Below are 17,000 nucleotides of genomic sequence, written 5' to 3' on the forward strand. Positions count from 1 at the left end.
ATGAAAAATACAATTAAAGTAATATTGATAGCATCTAGTCTATTCGTGACAGCTATAACACCGGCGCAAGCAAAAGAAGAATTACTAGATAGGGTAGCAGCTATTGTTAACAGTGGTGTTGTACTTGAATCTGAAGTAGATGATTTGCTTGCCAACATAAAACAGCAAGCCAAAGGTAATAACCAAGATCTGCCTTCAGATAAAGCATTACGTATTCAGGTAATGGATAAATTAATTAATGACAGTCTACTTAGCCAAATAGGCCAACGTATGGGCATTCAAATTAGTGATGCTCAACTCGATCAAACCATCAATAATATGGCCAATGAAGATAAACTTACCCTTGCTCAATTTCGCCAGAAGGTGATAAATGAAGGCAGCAGTTACGAGAAATACCGAGAAAAGGTCCGCGTAGAATTAATTGCTGGGGAAGTAAGTCGTAATAGTGTTAGCCGCCGTATCTTTGTATCACCGCAAGAGATATCAAACTTACTGAACGTGATGAAAGAACAAAGTAGTAACAATGTTGAATATCACTTAGGTCATATTTTAATTGAATTTCCAGCTGATGCTACTCAAGAGGACTTAGCTGCCGCTAAAACCCGTGCGAATAAAGTTGTTGAGTTACTCAACGAAGGTTCAGATTTTGCTAAAATTGCCATTACCTCATCAGGCGATGCTAATGCCTTAAAAGGAGGAGACTTAGGTTGGAAGAACGTTAATGAAATGCCAACACTATTTTCCGAATTAATTAACGAACAACCGAAAGATACCATTGTCGGCCCGATACGCACAGGCTTAGGTTATAGCATAGTTAAAGTACTTGATGTTCGAGGCCGAAAAATTGTTGAAGTAGAAGAAGTAAAAGCACGCCATATACTAATAAAGCCTTCAATTATCTTAAGTGATGCAAAAGCTCAAAATTTATTACAGGGCTTTTTAAATCAAATAAATGCCGGTGAAGCAACCTTTGAAGAATTAGCCAAAGAACACTCAGAAGGCCCTACTTCTGTCCGTGGTGGAGATTTAGGTTGGGCTGACCCTAAGAGCTACGACCCTGCATTTAGGGATGCCTTAGCTACCATGAAAAAAGGCGAAATGCATAAACCATTCCGCTCTTCTTTTGGTTGGCATATTATACAATTAAATGATCGACGCATGGTTGATGCTACTTCGCAATTAAATGCAAACCGCGCCAATCAAATCCTTTTCAACCGTAAATACGGTATGGAACAGGCCCGTTGGTTGAAAGAAACACGCGATGAAGCTTACATAGAAATTTTCGAACAGGATAAGAAGTAATGACACAACGTATAGCCATTACCCCTGGAGAACCTGCTGGCATTGGCCCTGACTTAATAATTACTATTGCCCAACAAGATTGGCCAGTAGAAATGGTGGTAATTGCTTCAAAAATACTATTGCAAGAAAGAGCACAGGCCCTTTCTATGCCACTTACCCTAACTGACTATGATGAAAGTGCTTTAGCAAAACCACAAAGGGCCGGAAGTTTAACTGTACTAGATGTTGAACTGGCTCAACCTTGCAAAGCAGGAACATTAGATGTAGCTAATGGCCCTTATGTAGTTGAAACCTTAAGAATTGCCAGTGAAAAGAATATATCTGGTGAGTTTGATGCCATAGTCACAGGACCTGTGCACAAAGGGTTAATTAATAAATCAGGCATTGCTTTTAGCGGGCATACCGAATATTTTGCCAATCAAGCGAATTGCCCTGACGTGGTAATGATGCTCGCGACCAAAGGTTTAAGAGTTGCCTTAGTAACAACTCATATTCCATTAGCTTATGTTGCTAAGGCAATCACCGCTGAGCGCTTACAAAAAGTTACCCGTATATTACATCAAGACTTGCAAGACAAATTTGGCATCAAATCACCTAGAATATACGCCTGCGGTATTAACCCTCACGCCGGTGAAGATGGCCATTTAGGACGAGAAGAAATAGAAGTTATGGAACCAGCACTTGCCGAACTTCGTGCTGATGGCATCGATATTATTGGCCCTTTACCTGCTGATACTATTTTCCAAGAAAAATACCTTGCTGATGCCGATGCTATATTAGCCATGTATCATGACCAAGGCTTACCCGTACTAAAGTATAAAGGTTTTGGCTCATCTGTGAATATTACCTTAGGATTACCCTTTATACGTACCTCTGTAGATCACGGCACAGCATTAGAACTTGCCGGTACGGGAACAGCGGATTCAGGTAGCTTTATTGAAGCAATGAACAATGCTATTAACTTAGCTAGTAATATATAGTTTAACGAAGAAAGAATTATGAACGATAAAAAACATTTAGGTCACCAAGCCAAAAAACGCTTTGGACAAAACTTTCTCCATAATGAAGCTGTGATCAGTGACATTGTTGATGCAATTAACCCTGAGCCAGGTGAAAACCTGATAGAAATTGGCCCTGGATTAGGTGCATTAACTGAACCAGTCATTGAGCGTGCGGGTAAGATATCTGTAGTAGAACTGGATAGAGACCTTGCCCATAGACTTCGCCACCACCCTTTTATCGCTAAAGATTTAACCATCTATGAAACAGATGCACTTAAATTTGATTTTGCCGAGCTGGCTAGCGAAGAAAAGCCATTACGCATTTTTGGTAATTTACCCTATAACATTTCTACCCCACTTATTTTTCACCTGCTTACCTTTAAAGATAAAGTGCAAGATATGCATTTTATGCTACAAAAAGAAGTGGTTGAACGTATGGCTGCAGGACCTCATTGTAAAGCTTATGGCCGTTTATCGATCATGACTCAGTATCAATGCCAAGTTTTCCCTGTCATGGAAATTGGTCCTGAAGCTTTTAAACCTGCACCTAAAGTAGACTCCGCCATTGTTCGTTTAATCCCTCACGCACATATTGCTAACCCCGTTAAAGATATAAATGCGCTGAATACCATTTGTTTAGCCGCCTTTAATCAACGTAGAAAAACCATTCGCAATACTTTTAAGAAACTCATTAGTGAGGCGCAATTAACCGCATTAAATATTGATGCAAATTTACGTCCTGAGAACTTAACGCTTGATGAGTACATAAAACTGGCCAATTTCATTGTTGATAACCCACCAGAAGTTGCACCTGTTAAAGAAAAAAGGCATATGGCAAAAAATAAAATTGCTCAACGTGCTAACAACAAAGCAGAAGAGGACTCTGCGCCCGAAGCAGAGTAATCTATGGCAATTTATTTGGTAGGGGATATTCAAGGTTGTTTTAACGAATTAACGGCTCTGCTATCTCAAGTCAATTTTGACAAAAAAAATGATACCCTCTTTCTTGCGGGCGACCTAGTCGCTCGTGGTCCAGACTCCCTCTCTACTTTACGTTTTGTCAAATCTCTTGGTGAAAGCGCTAAAGTGGTTTTAGGCAATCACGACTTACATCTATTAGCTGTTCACGCAGGTATAAAAAAAGCAAAAGCATCCGATAAATTATCCGCACTATTGGCAGCTCCAGATGTCGATGAACTTATGAACTGGTTAGCTAAACAGCCTTTATTACAAAAAATACCTGATATTGACTCAAGCTCAACGGCAATAACAAACATTAATGATAGCAGTGCCTATATGAGCCATGCGGGTATTTCTCCGCAATGGCAGCTTGAAGATGCGATAACACAAGCTAAGTTTGTGCAAACTAAACTATCAAGCAATGATAGAAAGACCTGGCTAGCCCTTATGTATGGCGAAGATCCGAACCACTGGTACCAAGCGAATACCGATATAGAAAAATTTCGTTATAGTATCAATGCCTTTACTCGCATGAGATATTGCTTTAGAGACGGCTCTTTAGAGTTTAATGAAAAAGACTCTCCTGAGCACAATACAATACCTTCTATCAAACCTTGGTATGAGTTATCTCAAACAATAAACAACACCCTTTGGGTTTTTGGTCATTGGGCTTCACTTATGGGTAAAAGCTCTCACGCTAACATATATCCATTAGATACAGGTTGTGTCTGGGGTAATCAATTGACCATGCTTCGCTGGCATGATAAAAAATATTTTAGCCAAAATGCAGAATTAAGTGTTTAACAAAGCTATTTATTGCACAAAAACATGAATATTCCATAGCGGATATATTTTCGCTGGGTATAATGTTAATCAATGCTAGAAATATAATTAAATATTTCCTTATAAGTGCCGATACAAGCTAAGCTTGATATATCATAACAAATTAACGTATTAACTAGGCAAGTAGCCGACCAACTGGGTGGATTCTATGAATTTAACTGTAGCTGTAAAAATTATTGGTGGTTTTACCATTATTTCAATTTTACTGGTAGTAATTAGCATCATATCATTATCTAACTTAGATACAGTTAGTGAGGCTACTCAACAACAAAATACCTTGGCAATTCCAACTCTTAAAGCCAGTAACAAGCTTGCTCTTGGGTTAAGCCAAATGAGTAACTTAACATTAAAAGGGTATTACCAAACAGACCTTAATCTGTTAGCGCAAGAGCTTCGAGATTATAATAAAATCAAGGTTTTATTCTCTCAACAATTATCCGAATTAAAACAAGTTGTCGCAGCAGAGCAAAATTTGTTATCGAATTTAAGCCAAGTAGATCAACTTTCTGCTAATTTTAATAATGCAGGAATTGGCTTATTTGCCAGTCATAAAACCAGCATAGAACAACTAGATAAGCTCATAACCAAGGTTGATACTTTAGAAGAAAAAGCAGACGACACTGTTATGTTACTTTTAGATTTAGCTGACCACGACCTAGCAGACACTCAACTTCAGCGTGCAATTAGTTTAAGCGAACATTTAGAGAATCAATTCAACTCTATAGTCTCCTCATCATTCGAATATCGAGATATCTTAGACGCAGGTACTGCACAATTAATTGAGAGTGAACTTGCTCGCAGCCTAGGCGAAGCAGAAAAATCTGTTGAGGATATCATCGTCGAATTAGATACTCATGACCTCAGTGATTTATCTGAGCAGGTTACCGTCGCATTCAGCGAGATTGAAGTACTCTTATCTAAAGACAATGGTATCCTTGCCCATAAATCGGCACAATTAGCTGCTAATAAAAAAGCTGCTCGTTTACTTAAACAAGAAGAGCAATCGGCTAAACAGGTTAATACTGTTTTAGAAAAACAAATAGAACTTGCCAATCAAACCACAATCAATGCAAGTCAGTTAATTGAAGACTCCGTTAGTAGCGGTAATACACAAACAACAATCATCATGTTTATTTCTATTGTTGTTGCTCTTGTTATTGCCAGGGTGACACTTATCGGTATAACTCGCCCATTAGCCCGAGTAAATGAAATGCTTAATATTGTTGCCTCAGGTGACCTTTCTATGAAACTTGATGAGAGTGGTAATGATGAATTTGCCCAGTTATCAAGAAATTGTAATTTATTAATTGATAGCTTACGTAACCTTATTGAAAGTATTGTTAATCGTTCAGCTCAGCTTGCAGCAGCAGCAGAGCAAACCTCAGCTGTAACAGCACAAAGTACTAAGGCAATTGAAGAACAACGTAATCAAGTTGAACAAGCTGCCTCTGCGACAACTGAAATGAGCAGTACAGCTCAAAGTGTACTGGCAAGTGCTAATGATGCATTAGGTGAAATTAAACATGCTGATGATGAAGCAGAACGTGTTAAACAAATCTCCGCTGTTGGTAGACAAACTATAGAACAATTAGCCGATGAAGTTGAATCGGCTGCTCAGGTTATTAATCAGCTACAGCAAGATAGCGCCTCTATTGGTGGGATTTTGGACGTCATTCGTGGTATTGCTGAACAAACCAATTTACTCGCACTAAATGCAGCTATCGAAGCAGCCCGAGCCGGTGAGCAAGGACGAGGCTTTGCAGTCGTTGCTGATGAAGTTCGTACTTTAGCGAGTAGAACTCAAGAATCAACCTCTGAAATTCAAACCATGATAGAAGCTCTACAAACTGGAGCAGGAAAAGCAGTAACAGTAATGGATGCAGGTAAAGCTAAGGCAAACGACTGTGTTAATCAAAGTGAAGAAGCTGATAAAGCGCTTGAGGTCATTACTCACGCAGTACACGAAGCATTTGATCGTAGCTCACAAATAGCAACGGCGGCAGAAGAACAAAGTGTTGTCGCTCATGAAATCAGTGAAAACCTAGAGTCTATCGTGACAATTGCCGAGCAAACAACGGCAGGCTCACAGCAAACAGCAGCATCGAGTAGTGAAGTTGCTCGTTTAGCTGAAGAGTTACAACAGTCAGTGCAAGAGTTTAAATTATAGTAATAACCATTGCTGCAAGGTCAAATTCATTTGAACTTGCAGCTTTAATGATACTTATGGTTGACATGTGCTGTGCTAACTATATAATGCACCCAGCTTGAAGTTAGTTTATTTTTTTGTACACCATTTCGATGTTATCTCATGCTTACCTTAGATAAGATATCTGTAACACGTCCTGATTTATAAGTAATAGCAACTCTTTTTAGCAAACCCGCTAATGGCTTAACTTTTTGTAAAGTTTATTGGCACAATTACTCTTAAATATTAATAGGATACACATATGTCTACTACTACTGGTACAGTAAAATGGTTTAACGAAGCTAAAGGTTTTGGTTTTATCGAGCAAGAAAACGGCCCAGACGTTTTTGCTCATTTCAACGCTATCGTTGGTGACGGTTTTAAAACTCTTGCTGAAGGTCAAAAAGTTGAATTCACAGTTACTGACGGTCAAAAAGGCCCTCAAGCTGAAAACATCGTTGCACTTTAATTTGCAATTTAAATTAGCTTATTAAAGCTAATTTAAAGATGTTATAAAGGACATACCTGAAAAGGATGTCCTTTTTTATTGTCTGTAAATATCTAATTATGATAATTAACCTGAACTTTGAATAAACAGTACTTACTCAACATCCTCCTTTATCCAATTATCAGCCTTAAAATGTCGATAAATAACCAGTTATTCATAAACGTTTTGCTTTTATAATCGAATGAATTGAAACATTGATAGAGCATATCGTTATTTAATCCGGTAAATTTAATTTTAATAACCGTAAGTTTTTATTTTTACTTAAAGACCAAGCACCCATTATCCAGAGTCCTGGCTAACGGAGTCCGTATTATTATCTTTAAAAGATCTTCCTTGACCTGATTTACCTTACAACAAACACGCATAAAAAAAGACTAGAACTGATAAAGTGCTAGTCTCTTAAAAGAATTATTCAGCAGTGTGTATACACTAACCTTAGTTGCCTAGGTAACTAGTCCACTTTAATACGGGTAATATCCGCACCTAAACCTTGCAACTTATCTTCAATACACAGGTAACCACGGTCAATATGATAAATACGATCAACTTGCGTTGGTGACTTAGCTACTAAACCAGCAATCACTAGGCTCGCAGAAGCCCGTAAATCAGTTGCCATCACCTGAGCACCATTAAGGCTAGTAACGCCTTTAACGATGGCTGTATTGCCTTCTAAAGTAATATCTGCGCCCATGCGTTGTAACTCTGGTACATGCATAAAGCGGTTTTCAAAAATAGTTTCGATTACCGTTGCAGTACCTTCAGCTAACACATTCATAGTCATAAACTGTGCTTGCATATCGGTAGGGAAAGCAGGGTGAGGCGCCGTCCTAACGTTAACTGCTTTAGCTGGGGCTGTCATCTTAAGCTCAATCCAATCATCACCTGTGGTGATGATTGCACCAGCTTCTTGTAATTTACTTAAAACAGCGTCTAAAGCGGTTGGGTCGGTATTTAAACACTTGATGTGGCCTTGAGTGACCGCAGCAGCAACCAAAAAAGTACCTGTTTCAATTCGATCAGGCATAACTGTATATTCATTACCGAAAAGTTCGCTAACACCTTCAATAGTTAATGTGTCAGTGCCAGCACCGCTGATTTTAGCGCCCATGCTGATTAAACAGTTAGCAAGATCAACAATTTCAGGTTCACGTGCTGCATTTTCAATAACCGTAACGCCTTCGGCTAGTGCCGCTGCCATCATTAAGTTTTCAGTGCCGGTTACACTAACCGTGTCCATAAAAATAGTTGCACCCGATAAACGGCCCTTGTTTTTAGCAACAATATAACCGTCTTCTACGGTAATATCTGCACCCATCAATTTTAAGCCTTGGATATGCAAGTTAACAGGTCTTGCTCCGATAGCACAGCCTCCCGGTAAAGAGACTTCAGCGTGACCCATCCGTGCAAGTAACGGCCCCAAAACTAAGATTGATGCACGCATAGTTTTAACTAAGTCATAAGGTGCGCGACAAACATCAATACTACTAGCATCAATCATTAACTTGTCTTGACCAAGCCAGTCAGTCTTAGCACCTAATTGACCTAATAACTTAACCGTAGTTAAAATATCATTTAATTGTGGCACGTTACTAAAAACAATTGGCGTTTTAGATAATAACGCCGACATTAAAATAGGAAGAGCAGCGTTTTTTGCTCCAGAAATCACGACATCGCCGCGAAGTGGTTTACCACCAATAACTTTAAATGCGTCCAAAATAACTACTACTTACTTAAAATGATTAAAAAATATCGAGCCAGTATACACAAAAATGCCCAGCATTAAAAAACTAGGCATTAAAAAAACAATTTAGTAACAACTTAACTATTAATTAAATAATTTATCGCGTTTCCACTGAGCTTTGCTAAACGTTTTGACTGTTATTGCGTGCACAGTGCCATTTTTGATGATCTCAGCTAACGGCTTCAATACCGCTTGTTGACGCTTTACTCGACTTAAGTCATCAAACATATCACTTACCGCATTAATACGACACTGAGAGCCATCGAAAGTTACATGCACTTCATCAAGGTCGATTGCATCATTTATTAATGTACTTACTAATTCTTCAATCTCACTAACGTCCAAGAGATTCTCCTTAATTTATTATTTATTATTTATTATTTATACTAATCACAAGTTGTAGGCAATAAACCGTCTACACCACTTAGGGCAATTAGTTTAGTTAATTTTTCAGGTATATTACTAAAATTTAGCTGGCAAGAATGAAGCGAAGCCTGCTCTAACAGGTAAAACAACCATGCCAGACCTGCCGTATCGGCTTTACTCACTTTGCTTAGGTCAACATTAACAGCGCCGTGTGCAAACCAACCAACGTACTCGTTCTTTTTGATTTGAGCAACACTATGACGACTTAACTCACCTGAGATAGTCAGAGTACCATGGTTTAAGGCTATATTTGCTTTGGTCACGATTTACCCTTGTTGTTCTTTTTTAGCCGCTGTACTTTTATCTTTTGCGGTACGGTTTTTAAAAACTATATCACTGGCACTTTTTCTTTTTAAAAGCTCAGTAACATACGGTAAGCCTTTCTGTCTTATGATACTACCTAACTCCGCTTGCTTTGAATCAAGTAAACTCACCCCTTCGGCTACCATATCAAATGCTTGCCACTTTTTAGTCTTTTTATCAAGTCTCACTTTAAAAGCGACATCTATGTTATCTCTACCCGGCATGATAATTCGCGTATTCACTGCTACAATTCTTTTGCCAGTAAATGACTTTTCAGGAGAGAATTTCACAGCCTGATTATCATACAAAGTAAAGACTTGTGCATAAGAGGTTACTAAGTACTCACGAAAAACCGGCACAAATGCTCTTCGCTCAGCATCGGTAGTTTTCTTTAAGTGCTTGCCAATAACTTTAAATGCAGAGTATTTATAATTGATATAAGGCATTAACTCTTCTCGAACAATGTCTTTCAATAAATTAGGGTTGACTTTAATCGCTTGTTGCTCTGCTGCAAAACGTTTGAACGTTTGCTCAGCCGCGCCTTGCACCATAATATAGGGGTTACTTTGGTCGACCGTCAGCCTTGTTGACTCTGTCGCCAGCGCTGTAGACTGGGTAGGAAGCTTAGTTGCCTCTACTTCACTATTAGCAATAGCATTGTGACTAAATATAATACCTATGATTATACTTATCATTAAACTAAGAGAAAATCTGCCCTGACGGCTATTGTTAAATAATTTACTTACACTCACTTGCTTAATCATCACCACTTCCTTGGCTAAATAAAAATTGTCCTATTAATTCTTCTAATACTAGTGCAGGTTTTGTATCTTCAATAAAATCACCAGGCTGTAGGGTATCAACCGACTCGTCAACAAAGCCGGGCTGAATACCTAAATACTGTTCACCTAACAGACCAGCGGTTAAAATTGCCACAGAGGTGGCTTCTGAAAATTCATTGTATTGAGTGTATATTTCAAGAGTAACCACAGGAGTATAGTCCTCTATATCTAAGGAAATATCACTAACACGGCCAACTACAACACCACCGACTTTAATCGGTGAGCGAACTTTTAAACCACCGATATTGTCAAATTTAGCAAATAGCTGGTAACTTTCACCACCACCGCCAATGCCTGTATCTGCTACTTTAAGCGACAACATCAATAAGGCCCCAAGGCCTAATGCCATAAACAAACCGACTAATAATTCTATTTTCTTCGACACCATGTCTTTCACCAACGCCTTGTAATAAAAAATTCAACAATATACTTCTAACGGAACCACAACTTGACTTAACAGCAAGGAGGAAGTTATTTTACGAACATTAACGCCGTTAATATGAAATCTAAAAATAATACTAATAATGAGGATTGTACCACGGTTGAAGTAGTCGCCCGACTAATACCTTCAGAGGTTGGCTCACAATCATAGCCCTTGTATACAGCTATCCACATAACGACAAAAGCAAAAACAATGCTTTTTATAATGCCGTTAAGGATATCTTTTTCAAAATCGACTTGATCTTGCATCACCGACCAAAATGTACCGCCATCTACCCCTAACCAGTCAACACCAACAATATGAGCGCCAAGTATGCCAACCATAGAGAAAATAGCGGCTAATAAAGGGAGACTGATAAAACCAGCCCAAAACCGTGGCGCTATTATTCGTCTTAGCGGGTCAATGGCCATCATCTCTAGGCTCGACAACTGTTCAGTTGCTTTCATCAAACCTATTTCAGCTGTTAATGCAGAGCCAGCTCGGCCTGCAAATAATAACGCAGCAACTACAGGACCAAGCTCTCTTAAAAGCGATAAGGCAACCATAGGGCCCAAACTCGCTTCTGCACCATAACCGACAAGAATTGTATAGCCTTGTAAAGCTAGTACCATACCAATAAAGGTGCCTGATACTATTATTATTAATAACGATAAAACACCGACACTGTATAACTGTTGCATCAGTAAAGGAGTGCCTTTATGTACGTTAGGAACATGTACCAAAGCAGATATTAATAAAATTACTGCCCTGCCTAAACCGCTGATCATGCTAAGGGTTGTTTTGCCCAAAAAGTGTAACTGCTGCACTAACTAATGCCTCTCGTTTTAATACATCGAATAAGGATCATTTATCTCACTCTTCTTGAGGTTGCTTTGATAAGTTCATCTGCATAAGGAGGGGCATCATAATGAAAAGGTACAGCGCCATCGGCCTCCCCTTTAACAAATTGTTGCACCAAGGGCGAGGTATCTTGGCGAATTTGTTCAGGCGTACCATGACCAATAACTTTCTTTTCGGCAACAATATAAATATAATCGGCAATACTCATCACTTCTGGTACGTCATGTGATACCACCACAGAAGTTAACCCTAATGCATCACTTAATGAACGTATCAAACGAACAATAACGCCCATTGAAATAGGGTCTTGACCGGCAAAAGGCTCATCATACAAAATCAATTCAGGATCTAAGGCTATCGCTCGAGCCAACGCGACCCTACGGGCCATACCACCAGAAAGCTCACTGGGTTGTAAATGTCTTGCCCCACGTAAACCAACAGCTTCGAGCTTCATCAAGACTATTTTTTCAATGATAGCTTCTGATAATTGTGTATGCTCTCTAATAGGAAAAGCGATATTGTCAAAAACACTCATTTCAGTAAATAATGCACCACTTTGAAAAAGCATGCTCATATGTTTGCGCGCTTCATACAACTTTGCACGGGATAATAAAGGAATATTTTTTCCATCGAAAAGTATATTACCGCTTTCAGGCTTTATTTGACCGCCAATTAAACGTAGTAATGTCGTTTTCCCAATACCACTTGGCCCCATAATTGCTGTAACTTTTCCTTTAGGAATAGACAAGCTGATATCATCATAAATGACACGCTCACCTCGTTTAAAGGTCAAGTTTTCAATTTCAACCAAATTTACTGTTGTTGCGGAGTTTGCCATTGTTCAACGTCACTGTTTTTTTAATCGCTTAAGTCAGCAATATAAATTCTATTAATAGCGTTGATTTTACCTGAGCGGAGACAATTCTTCATTAGAAATAAACAAAATACGGCGTAATAAATGTAAGAATGCTTAGTTGATTTGTAAGAAACTGTTCAAATATGCTCAAAAGTAAGGCAAAAGAATATTATTTTCCTTTTGGTAGCAAAATTTACTTCTTTTTTGCTCAACAACCAGCGACAATTTACCCTTAATACCAATTCGATTAAGTTAGCTCCCAACTCAGCCGACTTGGTATCACCATGGAGTCATTAATGCTTGAACAAATTTTTATATTACTTATTGCCCTTGTTGTTTTAGTTTGGAGCGCAGATAAATTTGTCTTTGGCGCTTCATCGTTAGCAAGAAATTTAGGTATTTCACCAATGATAATTGGTTTAACCATTGTCGCCATGGGCTCTTCAGCACCTGAAATGATGGTAGCTGCAACAGCATCACTACAAGGCAACCCTGATACCGCCATTGGTAATGCCATTGGCTCAAACATTACCAATATAGCTTTGGTACTTGGTATCACCGCATTATTACAACCTTTAACGGTTTCATCACAAACTATAAAACGAGAAATCCCACTTATTTTAGCGGTGACCGCTCTAGGTTATTGGCTACTTATTGATAACCACTTCAGTTTTATTGAAGGTCTTATTTTAATTTCAGGCTTTGCTATTTACATCATCACCTTACTTGTTATTACGCTAAATAAAACCCAGGGTAAACCTAGTAACGACCCACTTATTATAGAAGCTGAACAAGATGTCGCAGCGGCAGTAAGTATGAAATTATCTTTACTGTGGTTAGGTGTTGGTATCATTTTATTACCATTAAGTGCTAGTTTTTTAGTGGATTCTTCGGTATTTATTGCTAAAGCATATGGTATTAGTGACTTAGTTATTGGTTTAACTATTATTGCCATAGGTACTAGTTTGCCAGAGCTTGCTGCCAGCATTATGAGCATTATCAAAAAAGAAGATGATTTGGCCTTAGGTAATATTATTGGCTCAAATATCTTTAATATTTTAGCCGTTTTACCTATAGCTGGCCTGATTGCTCCGGGCAATATTGATGCCTTGGCCGCCAGTAGAGATGCACCTTATATGTTAGGTGTTACTTTATTGTTATTTATTTTATGTTTTAGCCGCCGATTAGGAGCATTTAGAATTACTCGTGCCAAAGGTGCATTATTACTGTTAAGCTTTATCGCTTATCAAGCATTACTTTTTAGTCAATTGTCCTAATAAAAGTTGATACATATAAATAATTATGAAAGATTTCAAAGAATTAGCAAAAAATGTAATTGAGATTGAGCAGCAAGCTATTGCTGAACTAGTGCAATATATTGATGATAGCTTTGAGTTAGCCTGCCAACTAATGTTTCATTGTAAAGGTCGCGTCATCGTTATTGGTATGGGTAAGTCCGGCCATATTGGCGGTAAAATTGCTGCTACGCTTGCCAGTACTGGTACACCCGCATTTTTTGTCCACCCAGGTGAAGCCAGTCATGGCGACTTAGGCATGATTACCAGTAATGATGTAGTTTTAACCATATCTAATTCAGGTGAAACCAGTGAAGTACTCGCCATCATCCCTGTCATTAAACGCATTGGCGCTAAATTGATTTCAATGACTGGTAATACTGAGTCAACGTTAGCAAAATTAGCCGACACTCATATTTGTATCAAAGTTTCGGCTGAGGCTTGCCCACTTGGTTTAGCACCTACGTCAAGCACAACCGCCACTTTAGTAATGGGCGATGCCTTGGCTGTCGCCTTATTAAATGCCCGTGATTTTACTGCTGATGATTTCGCCTTATCTCACCCTGGAGGTAGTTTAGGTAAACGGCTATTACTGCGCCTAAACGATATTATGCATCAAGGTGAACGTGTTCCAGTAGTTTATGAACATGCACTTATTAAAGATGCCTTGGTTGAAATGTCACTAAAGGGTTTAGGCATGACTGCAATAATTAATAAGCAACAACAACTCGTCGGCTTATTCACTGATGGCGACCTTAGGCGGGTATTAGATAATAGAATAGATATACACAGTGATAGTATCAGCACCGTAATGACGCACAACCCTAGTGTAGCGCAAAGTGATATGCTTGCTGCACAAGCTCTGAAGATAATGGAAGATAAAAAGATTAATGGCCTTATTATTGTTGATGACAACAATACCCCAGTTGGCGCAATGAATATGCATGACCTATTAAGTTCAGGAGTACTTTAATGAATACTTTATATGGCGATGTCCACGGCAATATTTTAGCTAAAGCGGAACAAATAAAGTTGCTAGTCTGTGACGTAGATGGTGTATTTTCTGATGGTAGGATATATTTAGGTAATGATGGTGAAGAGCTAAAAGCTTTTCATACTAAGGATGGCTTTGGTATCAAAGCTTTAGGCGCAAGTGGCGTTGCTGTCGCAATTATTACTGGCAGAAATTCTGCTATTGTAGAGAATCGCATGAAAGCTTTACATGTAGCGCATATTATCCAAGGTCAAGAAGATAAGTTACCGGCATTAATCGAGTTAACTCAACAATTAGGTCTTGAACTTAATCAAGCTGCTTACATAGGTGATGACGTACCTGATTTAGCTTGTATTGAAGCTGTTGGCCTCGGTATTAGTGTTTCAGATGCACATCCCTTAGTACTTCGTAGTGCAGATTATATAACCTTTACCCGCGGTGGTTTTGGCGCTGTTCGGGAAACTTGTGATTTAATCATGCAAAGCCAGGGTAGTTTAACCAGTGCTACAGGCGCGAGTATATGAATAGATTAAATAGCCTAGCGCTATTTGTCTTACTGCTTAGCTCGTTAATATATGGCATTATTGAATGGCGAACTGCTTCAATAGAGCAAGACACCTTAATAGTTGACGAACAACGACCTGACTTTATTGCAGAGCAATTACAAAGTAAAATTTATAGTGACTCGGGGCTATTATCGCATACTATTGAAGCCGACCGCATGGAACACTATGCTGATTTAGAGGTCAGCTTCTTTGAGTCACCAAATTATACCCTGTATCCGCAAAAACAAGGTCAACCCTGGAAAATCAGTGCGCAGGAAGCAACACTGTATAAAGACAACCGAGTCGAACTGAAAAATCAAGTACAGATTAAAGCGACTGAAGTAGACAGTTTAATAAAAGAGATTCATTGTAAAACGATCGCATTAGATTTAAAAACCAACATAATTAGTTCAGAGCAAGCTGTAGTCGTGATCGGCAAAGACTTCACCATGTACGGCTCAGGCTTAATTATCGATTTAAACACTAAACAAATGACCCTAACTCAGCATGAACGCACTATTTATAAAAAAAATGATTAAAACTAATTTAAGCCGTATTGCCTTCAAGGGTAATATCTTCACACATAATACTTTCAAAGTATTAGCACTAGCTTGTAGCCTGGTAATTTTTAATCCCGCTCAAGCGGCTAAAAAAGATTTAGAGCAAGAAATTACCATTAAATCGCAACGACAATCTGCCGACCTTAAAAATAAAATCGCTAGTTACTTAGATAATGTCAGTATTCGTCAAGGTTCTATCTCAATTACCGCAGATATAGTAAAAGTTTTTAGTCTTGTCGATAAGGAAAGTGGTGAAAAAAATGATACCTACTTAGCCAAGGGTAAGCCGGCAATATTTCAACAGCAGCTAGAAGACGGTAGCTTAATTAAATTACAAGCCAATGAAATAACTTATATTCCAAATTCGAATACCATTAAGATATCAGGCAATGCCTTAGTCAAACAAGCAGGCAGTGAGGTCAGTGGCAATGAAATTACTTACAATACTTTAAGCGAAAGATTAGAAGCTCAAAGCGCCGACAACCAGTCTGTTACTACCGTTTTACAACCAACGATTCTAAAAAAACAAAAAGAAACTCACGAAAAATCTAAAGAAGAAAAAGTAATAGAAAAAGAAACTGAACAAAAGGGTAATGGCAGTGGTAACTAATATGGATACCCCCCCCCCAGTAAACACATTAACTGCTGAGGGTTTATCAAAGTCTTATAAAAGTAGACAAGTAGTAAAAAATGTTAGTTTACAAGTAAATGCAGGACAAATAGTTGGTTTATTAGGACCAAATGGCGCCGGTAAAACAACGTCCTTTTATATGATTGTTGGCTTGGTACCTAATGACAATGGTTCGATTAAGCTTAATGGCCAAGATTTAACACTAGCCCCTATGCATGAAAGAGCTCGCAGCGGTATAGGATACTTGCCGCAAGAGGCTTCCATTTTCAGAAAGCTTACAGTTACCGACAATATCATGGCGATATTGCAAACCCGTAAAGAACTTAATGAAGCACAGCGTGCTGAAAAGCTTGAACATCTGCTAGAAGAGTTTAATATTTGTCATATCAAAGATAATACTGGTATGAGCTTATCTGGTGGCGAAAGGCGGCGGGTAGAAATTGCCCGAGCATTAGCAGCAGATCCGCAATTTATTTTATTAGATGAACCTTTTGCCGGTGTAGATCCTATTTCGGTTGGCGACATTAAAAAAATCATCTTACAATTAAAGCAACGCGGCATAGGTATATTAATCACTGATCATAATGTAAGAGAAACGTTAGACGTCTGTGAGCATGCTTACATCGTTAGTCACGGTGAAATTATTGCTCAAGGTAACGCAGATCAAATTCTTGCTAATCAAAAAGTCAGAGACGTATACCTAGGTGAACAATTCACGCTATAGTT

The 17,000-nt window shown here is 38.6% G+C and carries 19 protein-coding genes; 12 read left to right on the forward strand and 7 right to left on the reverse strand.

Going from position 1 to position 17,000, the window contains the following annotated elements; genetic code table 11:
* From surA to GAB14E_RS10910, 6 genes are all read left to right on the forward strand, one after another.
* Positions 1 to 1,302, forward strand: coding sequence for a peptidylprolyl isomerase SurA (surA, locus tag GAB14E_RS10935; protein ID WP_033082498.1), 1,302 nt, complete (start codon positions 1 to 3; stop codon positions 1,300 to 1,302).
* Positions 1,302 to 2,282 carry a 4-hydroxythreonine-4-phosphate dehydrogenase PdxA gene (pdxA, locus tag GAB14E_RS10930; protein ID WP_033082499.1) on the forward strand — a complete coding sequence of 327 codons (981 nt, stop codon included), beginning with the start codon at positions 1,302 to 1,304 and terminating at the stop codon, positions 2,280 to 2,282. The genes surA and pdxA overlap by 1 nt, the downstream gene beginning before the upstream one ends.
* A gap of 18 nt (positions 2,283 to 2,300) precedes the next feature.
* Entirely contained in the window at positions 2,301 to 3,206 is a 906-nt protein-coding gene (gene rsmA / locus GAB14E_RS10925) for a 16S rRNA (adenine(1518)-N(6)/adenine(1519)-N(6))-dimethyltransferase RsmA (protein ID WP_033082500.1), read from the forward strand.
* Positions 3,207 to 3,209: 3 nt separating this feature from the next.
* Positions 3,210 to 4,067: a symmetrical bis(5'-nucleosyl)-tetraphosphatase gene (locus GAB14E_RS10920; RefSeq protein ID WP_033082501.1), complete on the forward strand. Its 858-nt coding sequence runs from the start codon at positions 3,210 to 3,212 to the stop codon at positions 4,065 to 4,067.
* Positions 4,068 to 4,254: 187 nt separating this feature from the next.
* On the forward strand, positions 4,255 to 6,273 hold the full coding sequence (locus GAB14E_RS10915) for a methyl-accepting chemotaxis protein (RefSeq protein ID WP_033082502.1): 2,019 nt from the start codon (positions 4,255 to 4,257) through the stop codon (positions 6,271 to 6,273).
* Positions 6,274 to 6,553: 280 nt separating this feature from the next.
* On the forward strand, positions 6,554 to 6,760 hold the full coding sequence (locus GAB14E_RS10910; protein ID WP_011045258.1) for a cold-shock protein: 207 nt from the start codon (positions 6,554 to 6,556) through the stop codon (positions 6,758 to 6,760).
* 490 nt (positions 6,761 to 7,250) lie between these two features.
* Here GAB14E_RS10910 and murA read toward each other — a convergent pair whose 3' ends face one another.
* The 7 genes from murA to mlaF all read right to left on the reverse strand — a co-directional run bounded on the left by murA (position 7,251) and on the right by mlaF (position 12,231).
* Positions 7,251 to 8,513, reverse strand: a complete 1,263-nt coding sequence (murA, locus tag GAB14E_RS10905; RefSeq protein ID WP_033082503.1) for a UDP-N-acetylglucosamine 1-carboxyvinyltransferase — start codon at positions 8,511 to 8,513, stop codon at positions 7,251 to 7,253.
* A 111-nt stretch (positions 8,514 to 8,624) separates the two neighbouring features.
* Positions 8,625 to 8,885, reverse strand: coding sequence for a BolA family protein (locus GAB14E_RS10900; RefSeq protein WP_033082504.1), 261 nt, complete (start codon positions 8,883 to 8,885; stop codon positions 8,625 to 8,627).
* 41 nt (positions 8,886 to 8,926) lie between these two features.
* The gene (locus GAB14E_RS10895; RefSeq protein ID WP_033082505.1) at positions 8,927 to 9,229 is read right to left on the reverse strand and encodes an STAS domain-containing protein; all 303 of its coding nucleotides are present in this window, start codon (positions 9,227 to 9,229) and stop codon (positions 8,927 to 8,929) included.
* A gap of 3 nt (positions 9,230 to 9,232) precedes the next feature.
* Positions 9,233 to 10,033 carry an MlaC/ttg2D family ABC transporter substrate-binding protein gene (locus GAB14E_RS10890; RefSeq protein ID WP_033082506.1) on the reverse strand — a complete coding sequence of 267 codons (801 nt, stop codon included), beginning with the start codon at positions 10,031 to 10,033 and terminating at the stop codon, positions 9,233 to 9,235.
* Entirely contained in the window at positions 10,026 to 10,499 is a 474-nt protein-coding gene (gene mlaD, locus GAB14E_RS10885) for an outer membrane lipid asymmetry maintenance protein MlaD (RefSeq protein ID WP_033082507.1), read from the reverse strand. The genes GAB14E_RS10890 and mlaD overlap by 8 nt, the downstream gene beginning before the upstream one ends.
* 83 nt (positions 10,500 to 10,582) lie before the next feature.
* Entirely contained in the window at positions 10,583 to 11,341 is a 759-nt protein-coding gene (gene mlaE, locus GAB14E_RS10880) for a lipid asymmetry maintenance ABC transporter permease subunit MlaE (RefSeq protein ID WP_414734062.1), read from the reverse strand.
* Positions 11,342 to 11,400: 59 nt separating this feature from the next.
* On the reverse strand, positions 11,401 to 12,231 hold the full coding sequence (gene mlaF, locus GAB14E_RS10875; protein WP_033082509.1) for a phospholipid ABC transporter ATP-binding protein MlaF: 831 nt from the start codon (positions 12,229 to 12,231) through the stop codon (positions 11,401 to 11,403).
* A 314-nt stretch (positions 12,232 to 12,545) separates the two neighbouring features.
* Here mlaF and GAB14E_RS10870 point away from each other — a divergent pair, with 314 nt between their 5' ends.
* From GAB14E_RS10870 to lptB, 6 genes are read left to right on the forward strand one after another with little or no spacing between them, the layout of a single operon-like run.
* Positions 12,546 to 13,526, forward strand: a complete 981-nt coding sequence (locus GAB14E_RS10870) for a calcium/sodium antiporter (RefSeq protein ID WP_033082510.1) — start codon at positions 12,546 to 12,548, stop codon at positions 13,524 to 13,526.
* Between the two features lie 25 nt (positions 13,527 to 13,551).
* Positions 13,552 to 14,517 (forward strand): KpsF/GutQ family sugar-phosphate isomerase, encoded by a 966-nt coding sequence (locus GAB14E_RS10865; protein WP_033082511.1) that lies wholly within the window; start codon positions 13,552 to 13,554, stop codon positions 14,515 to 14,517.
* The gene (gene kdsC / locus GAB14E_RS10860) at positions 14,517 to 15,062 is read left to right on the forward strand and encodes a 3-deoxy-manno-octulosonate-8-phosphatase KdsC (protein ID WP_033082512.1); all 546 of its coding nucleotides are present in this window, start codon (positions 14,517 to 14,519) and stop codon (positions 15,060 to 15,062) included. The genes GAB14E_RS10865 and kdsC overlap by 1 nt, the downstream gene beginning before the upstream one ends.
* Positions 15,059 to 15,622 (forward strand): LPS export ABC transporter periplasmic protein LptC, encoded by a 564-nt coding sequence (lptC, locus tag GAB14E_RS10855; protein WP_033082513.1) that lies wholly within the window; start codon positions 15,059 to 15,061, stop codon positions 15,620 to 15,622. Before kdsC ends, lptC begins: the two co-directional genes overlap by 4 nt.
* The gene (lptA, locus tag GAB14E_RS10850; RefSeq protein WP_052093711.1) at positions 15,615 to 16,253 is read left to right on the forward strand and encodes a lipopolysaccharide transport periplasmic protein LptA; all 639 of its coding nucleotides are present in this window, start codon (positions 15,615 to 15,617) and stop codon (positions 16,251 to 16,253) included. The genes lptC and lptA overlap by 8 nt, the downstream gene beginning before the upstream one ends.
* A 1-nt stretch (position 16,254) precedes the next feature.
* On the forward strand, positions 16,255 to 16,998 hold the full coding sequence (lptB, locus tag GAB14E_RS10845) for an LPS export ABC transporter ATP-binding protein (RefSeq protein ID WP_033082514.1): 744 nt from the start codon (positions 16,255 to 16,257) through the stop codon (positions 16,996 to 16,998).
* Positions 16,999 to 17,000 lie beyond the last annotated feature (2 nt).

Origin of the sequence: Colwellia psychrerythraea (assembly GCF_000764185.1) — a bacterium.
In the GTDB taxonomy this organism is placed as follows: domain Bacteria; phylum Pseudomonadota; class Gammaproteobacteria; order Enterobacterales; family Alteromonadaceae; genus Colwellia; species Colwellia psychrerythraea_B.

Coding starts and splice junctions, on each gene's coding strand:
- pdxA (WP_033082499.1), top strand. CDS start 1,302: ATGACACAACGTATAGCCATTACCCCTGGAGAACCTGCTGGCATTGGC.
- GAB14E_RS10870 (WP_033082510.1), top strand. CDS start 12,546: ATGCTTGAACAAATTTTTATATTACTTATTGCCCTTGTTGTTTTAGTT.
- mlaF (WP_033082509.1), bottom strand. CDS start 12,231: ATGGCAAACTCCGCAACAACAGTAAATTTGGTTGAAATTGAAAACTTG.
- GAB14E_RS10920 (WP_033082501.1), top strand. CDS start 3,210: ATGGCAATTTATTTGGTAGGGGATATTCAAGGTTGTTTTAACGAATTA.
- kdsC (WP_033082512.1), top strand. CDS start 14,517: ATGAATACTTTATATGGCGATGTCCACGGCAATATTTTAGCTAAAGCG.
- GAB14E_RS10890 (WP_033082506.1), bottom strand. CDS start 10,033: ATGATTAAGCAAGTGAGTGTAAGTAAATTATTTAACAATAGCCGTCAG.
- GAB14E_RS10865 (WP_033082511.1), top strand. CDS start 13,552: ATGAAAGATTTCAAAGAATTAGCAAAAAATGTAATTGAGATTGAGCAG.
- GAB14E_RS10910 (WP_011045258.1), top strand. CDS start 6,554: ATGTCTACTACTACTGGTACAGTAAAATGGTTTAACGAAGCTAAAGGT.
- surA (WP_033082498.1), top strand. CDS start 1: ATGAAAAATACAATTAAAGTAATATTGATAGCATCTAGTCTATTCGTG.
- lptA (WP_052093711.1), top strand. CDS start 15,615: ATGATTAAAACTAATTTAAGCCGTATTGCCTTCAAGGGTAATATCTTC.
- rsmA (WP_033082500.1), top strand. CDS start 2,301: ATGAACGATAAAAAACATTTAGGTCACCAAGCCAAAAAACGCTTTGGA.
- GAB14E_RS10915 (WP_033082502.1), top strand. CDS start 4,255: ATGAATTTAACTGTAGCTGTAAAAATTATTGGTGGTTTTACCATTATT.
- lptC (WP_033082513.1), top strand. CDS start 15,059: ATGAATAGATTAAATAGCCTAGCGCTATTTGTCTTACTGCTTAGCTCG.
- lptB (WP_033082514.1), top strand. CDS start 16,255: ATGGATACCCCCCCCCCAGTAAACACATTAACTGCTGAGGGTTTATCA.
- mlaD (WP_033082507.1), bottom strand. CDS start 10,499: ATGGTGTCGAAGAAAATAGAATTATTAGTCGGTTTGTTTATGGCATTA.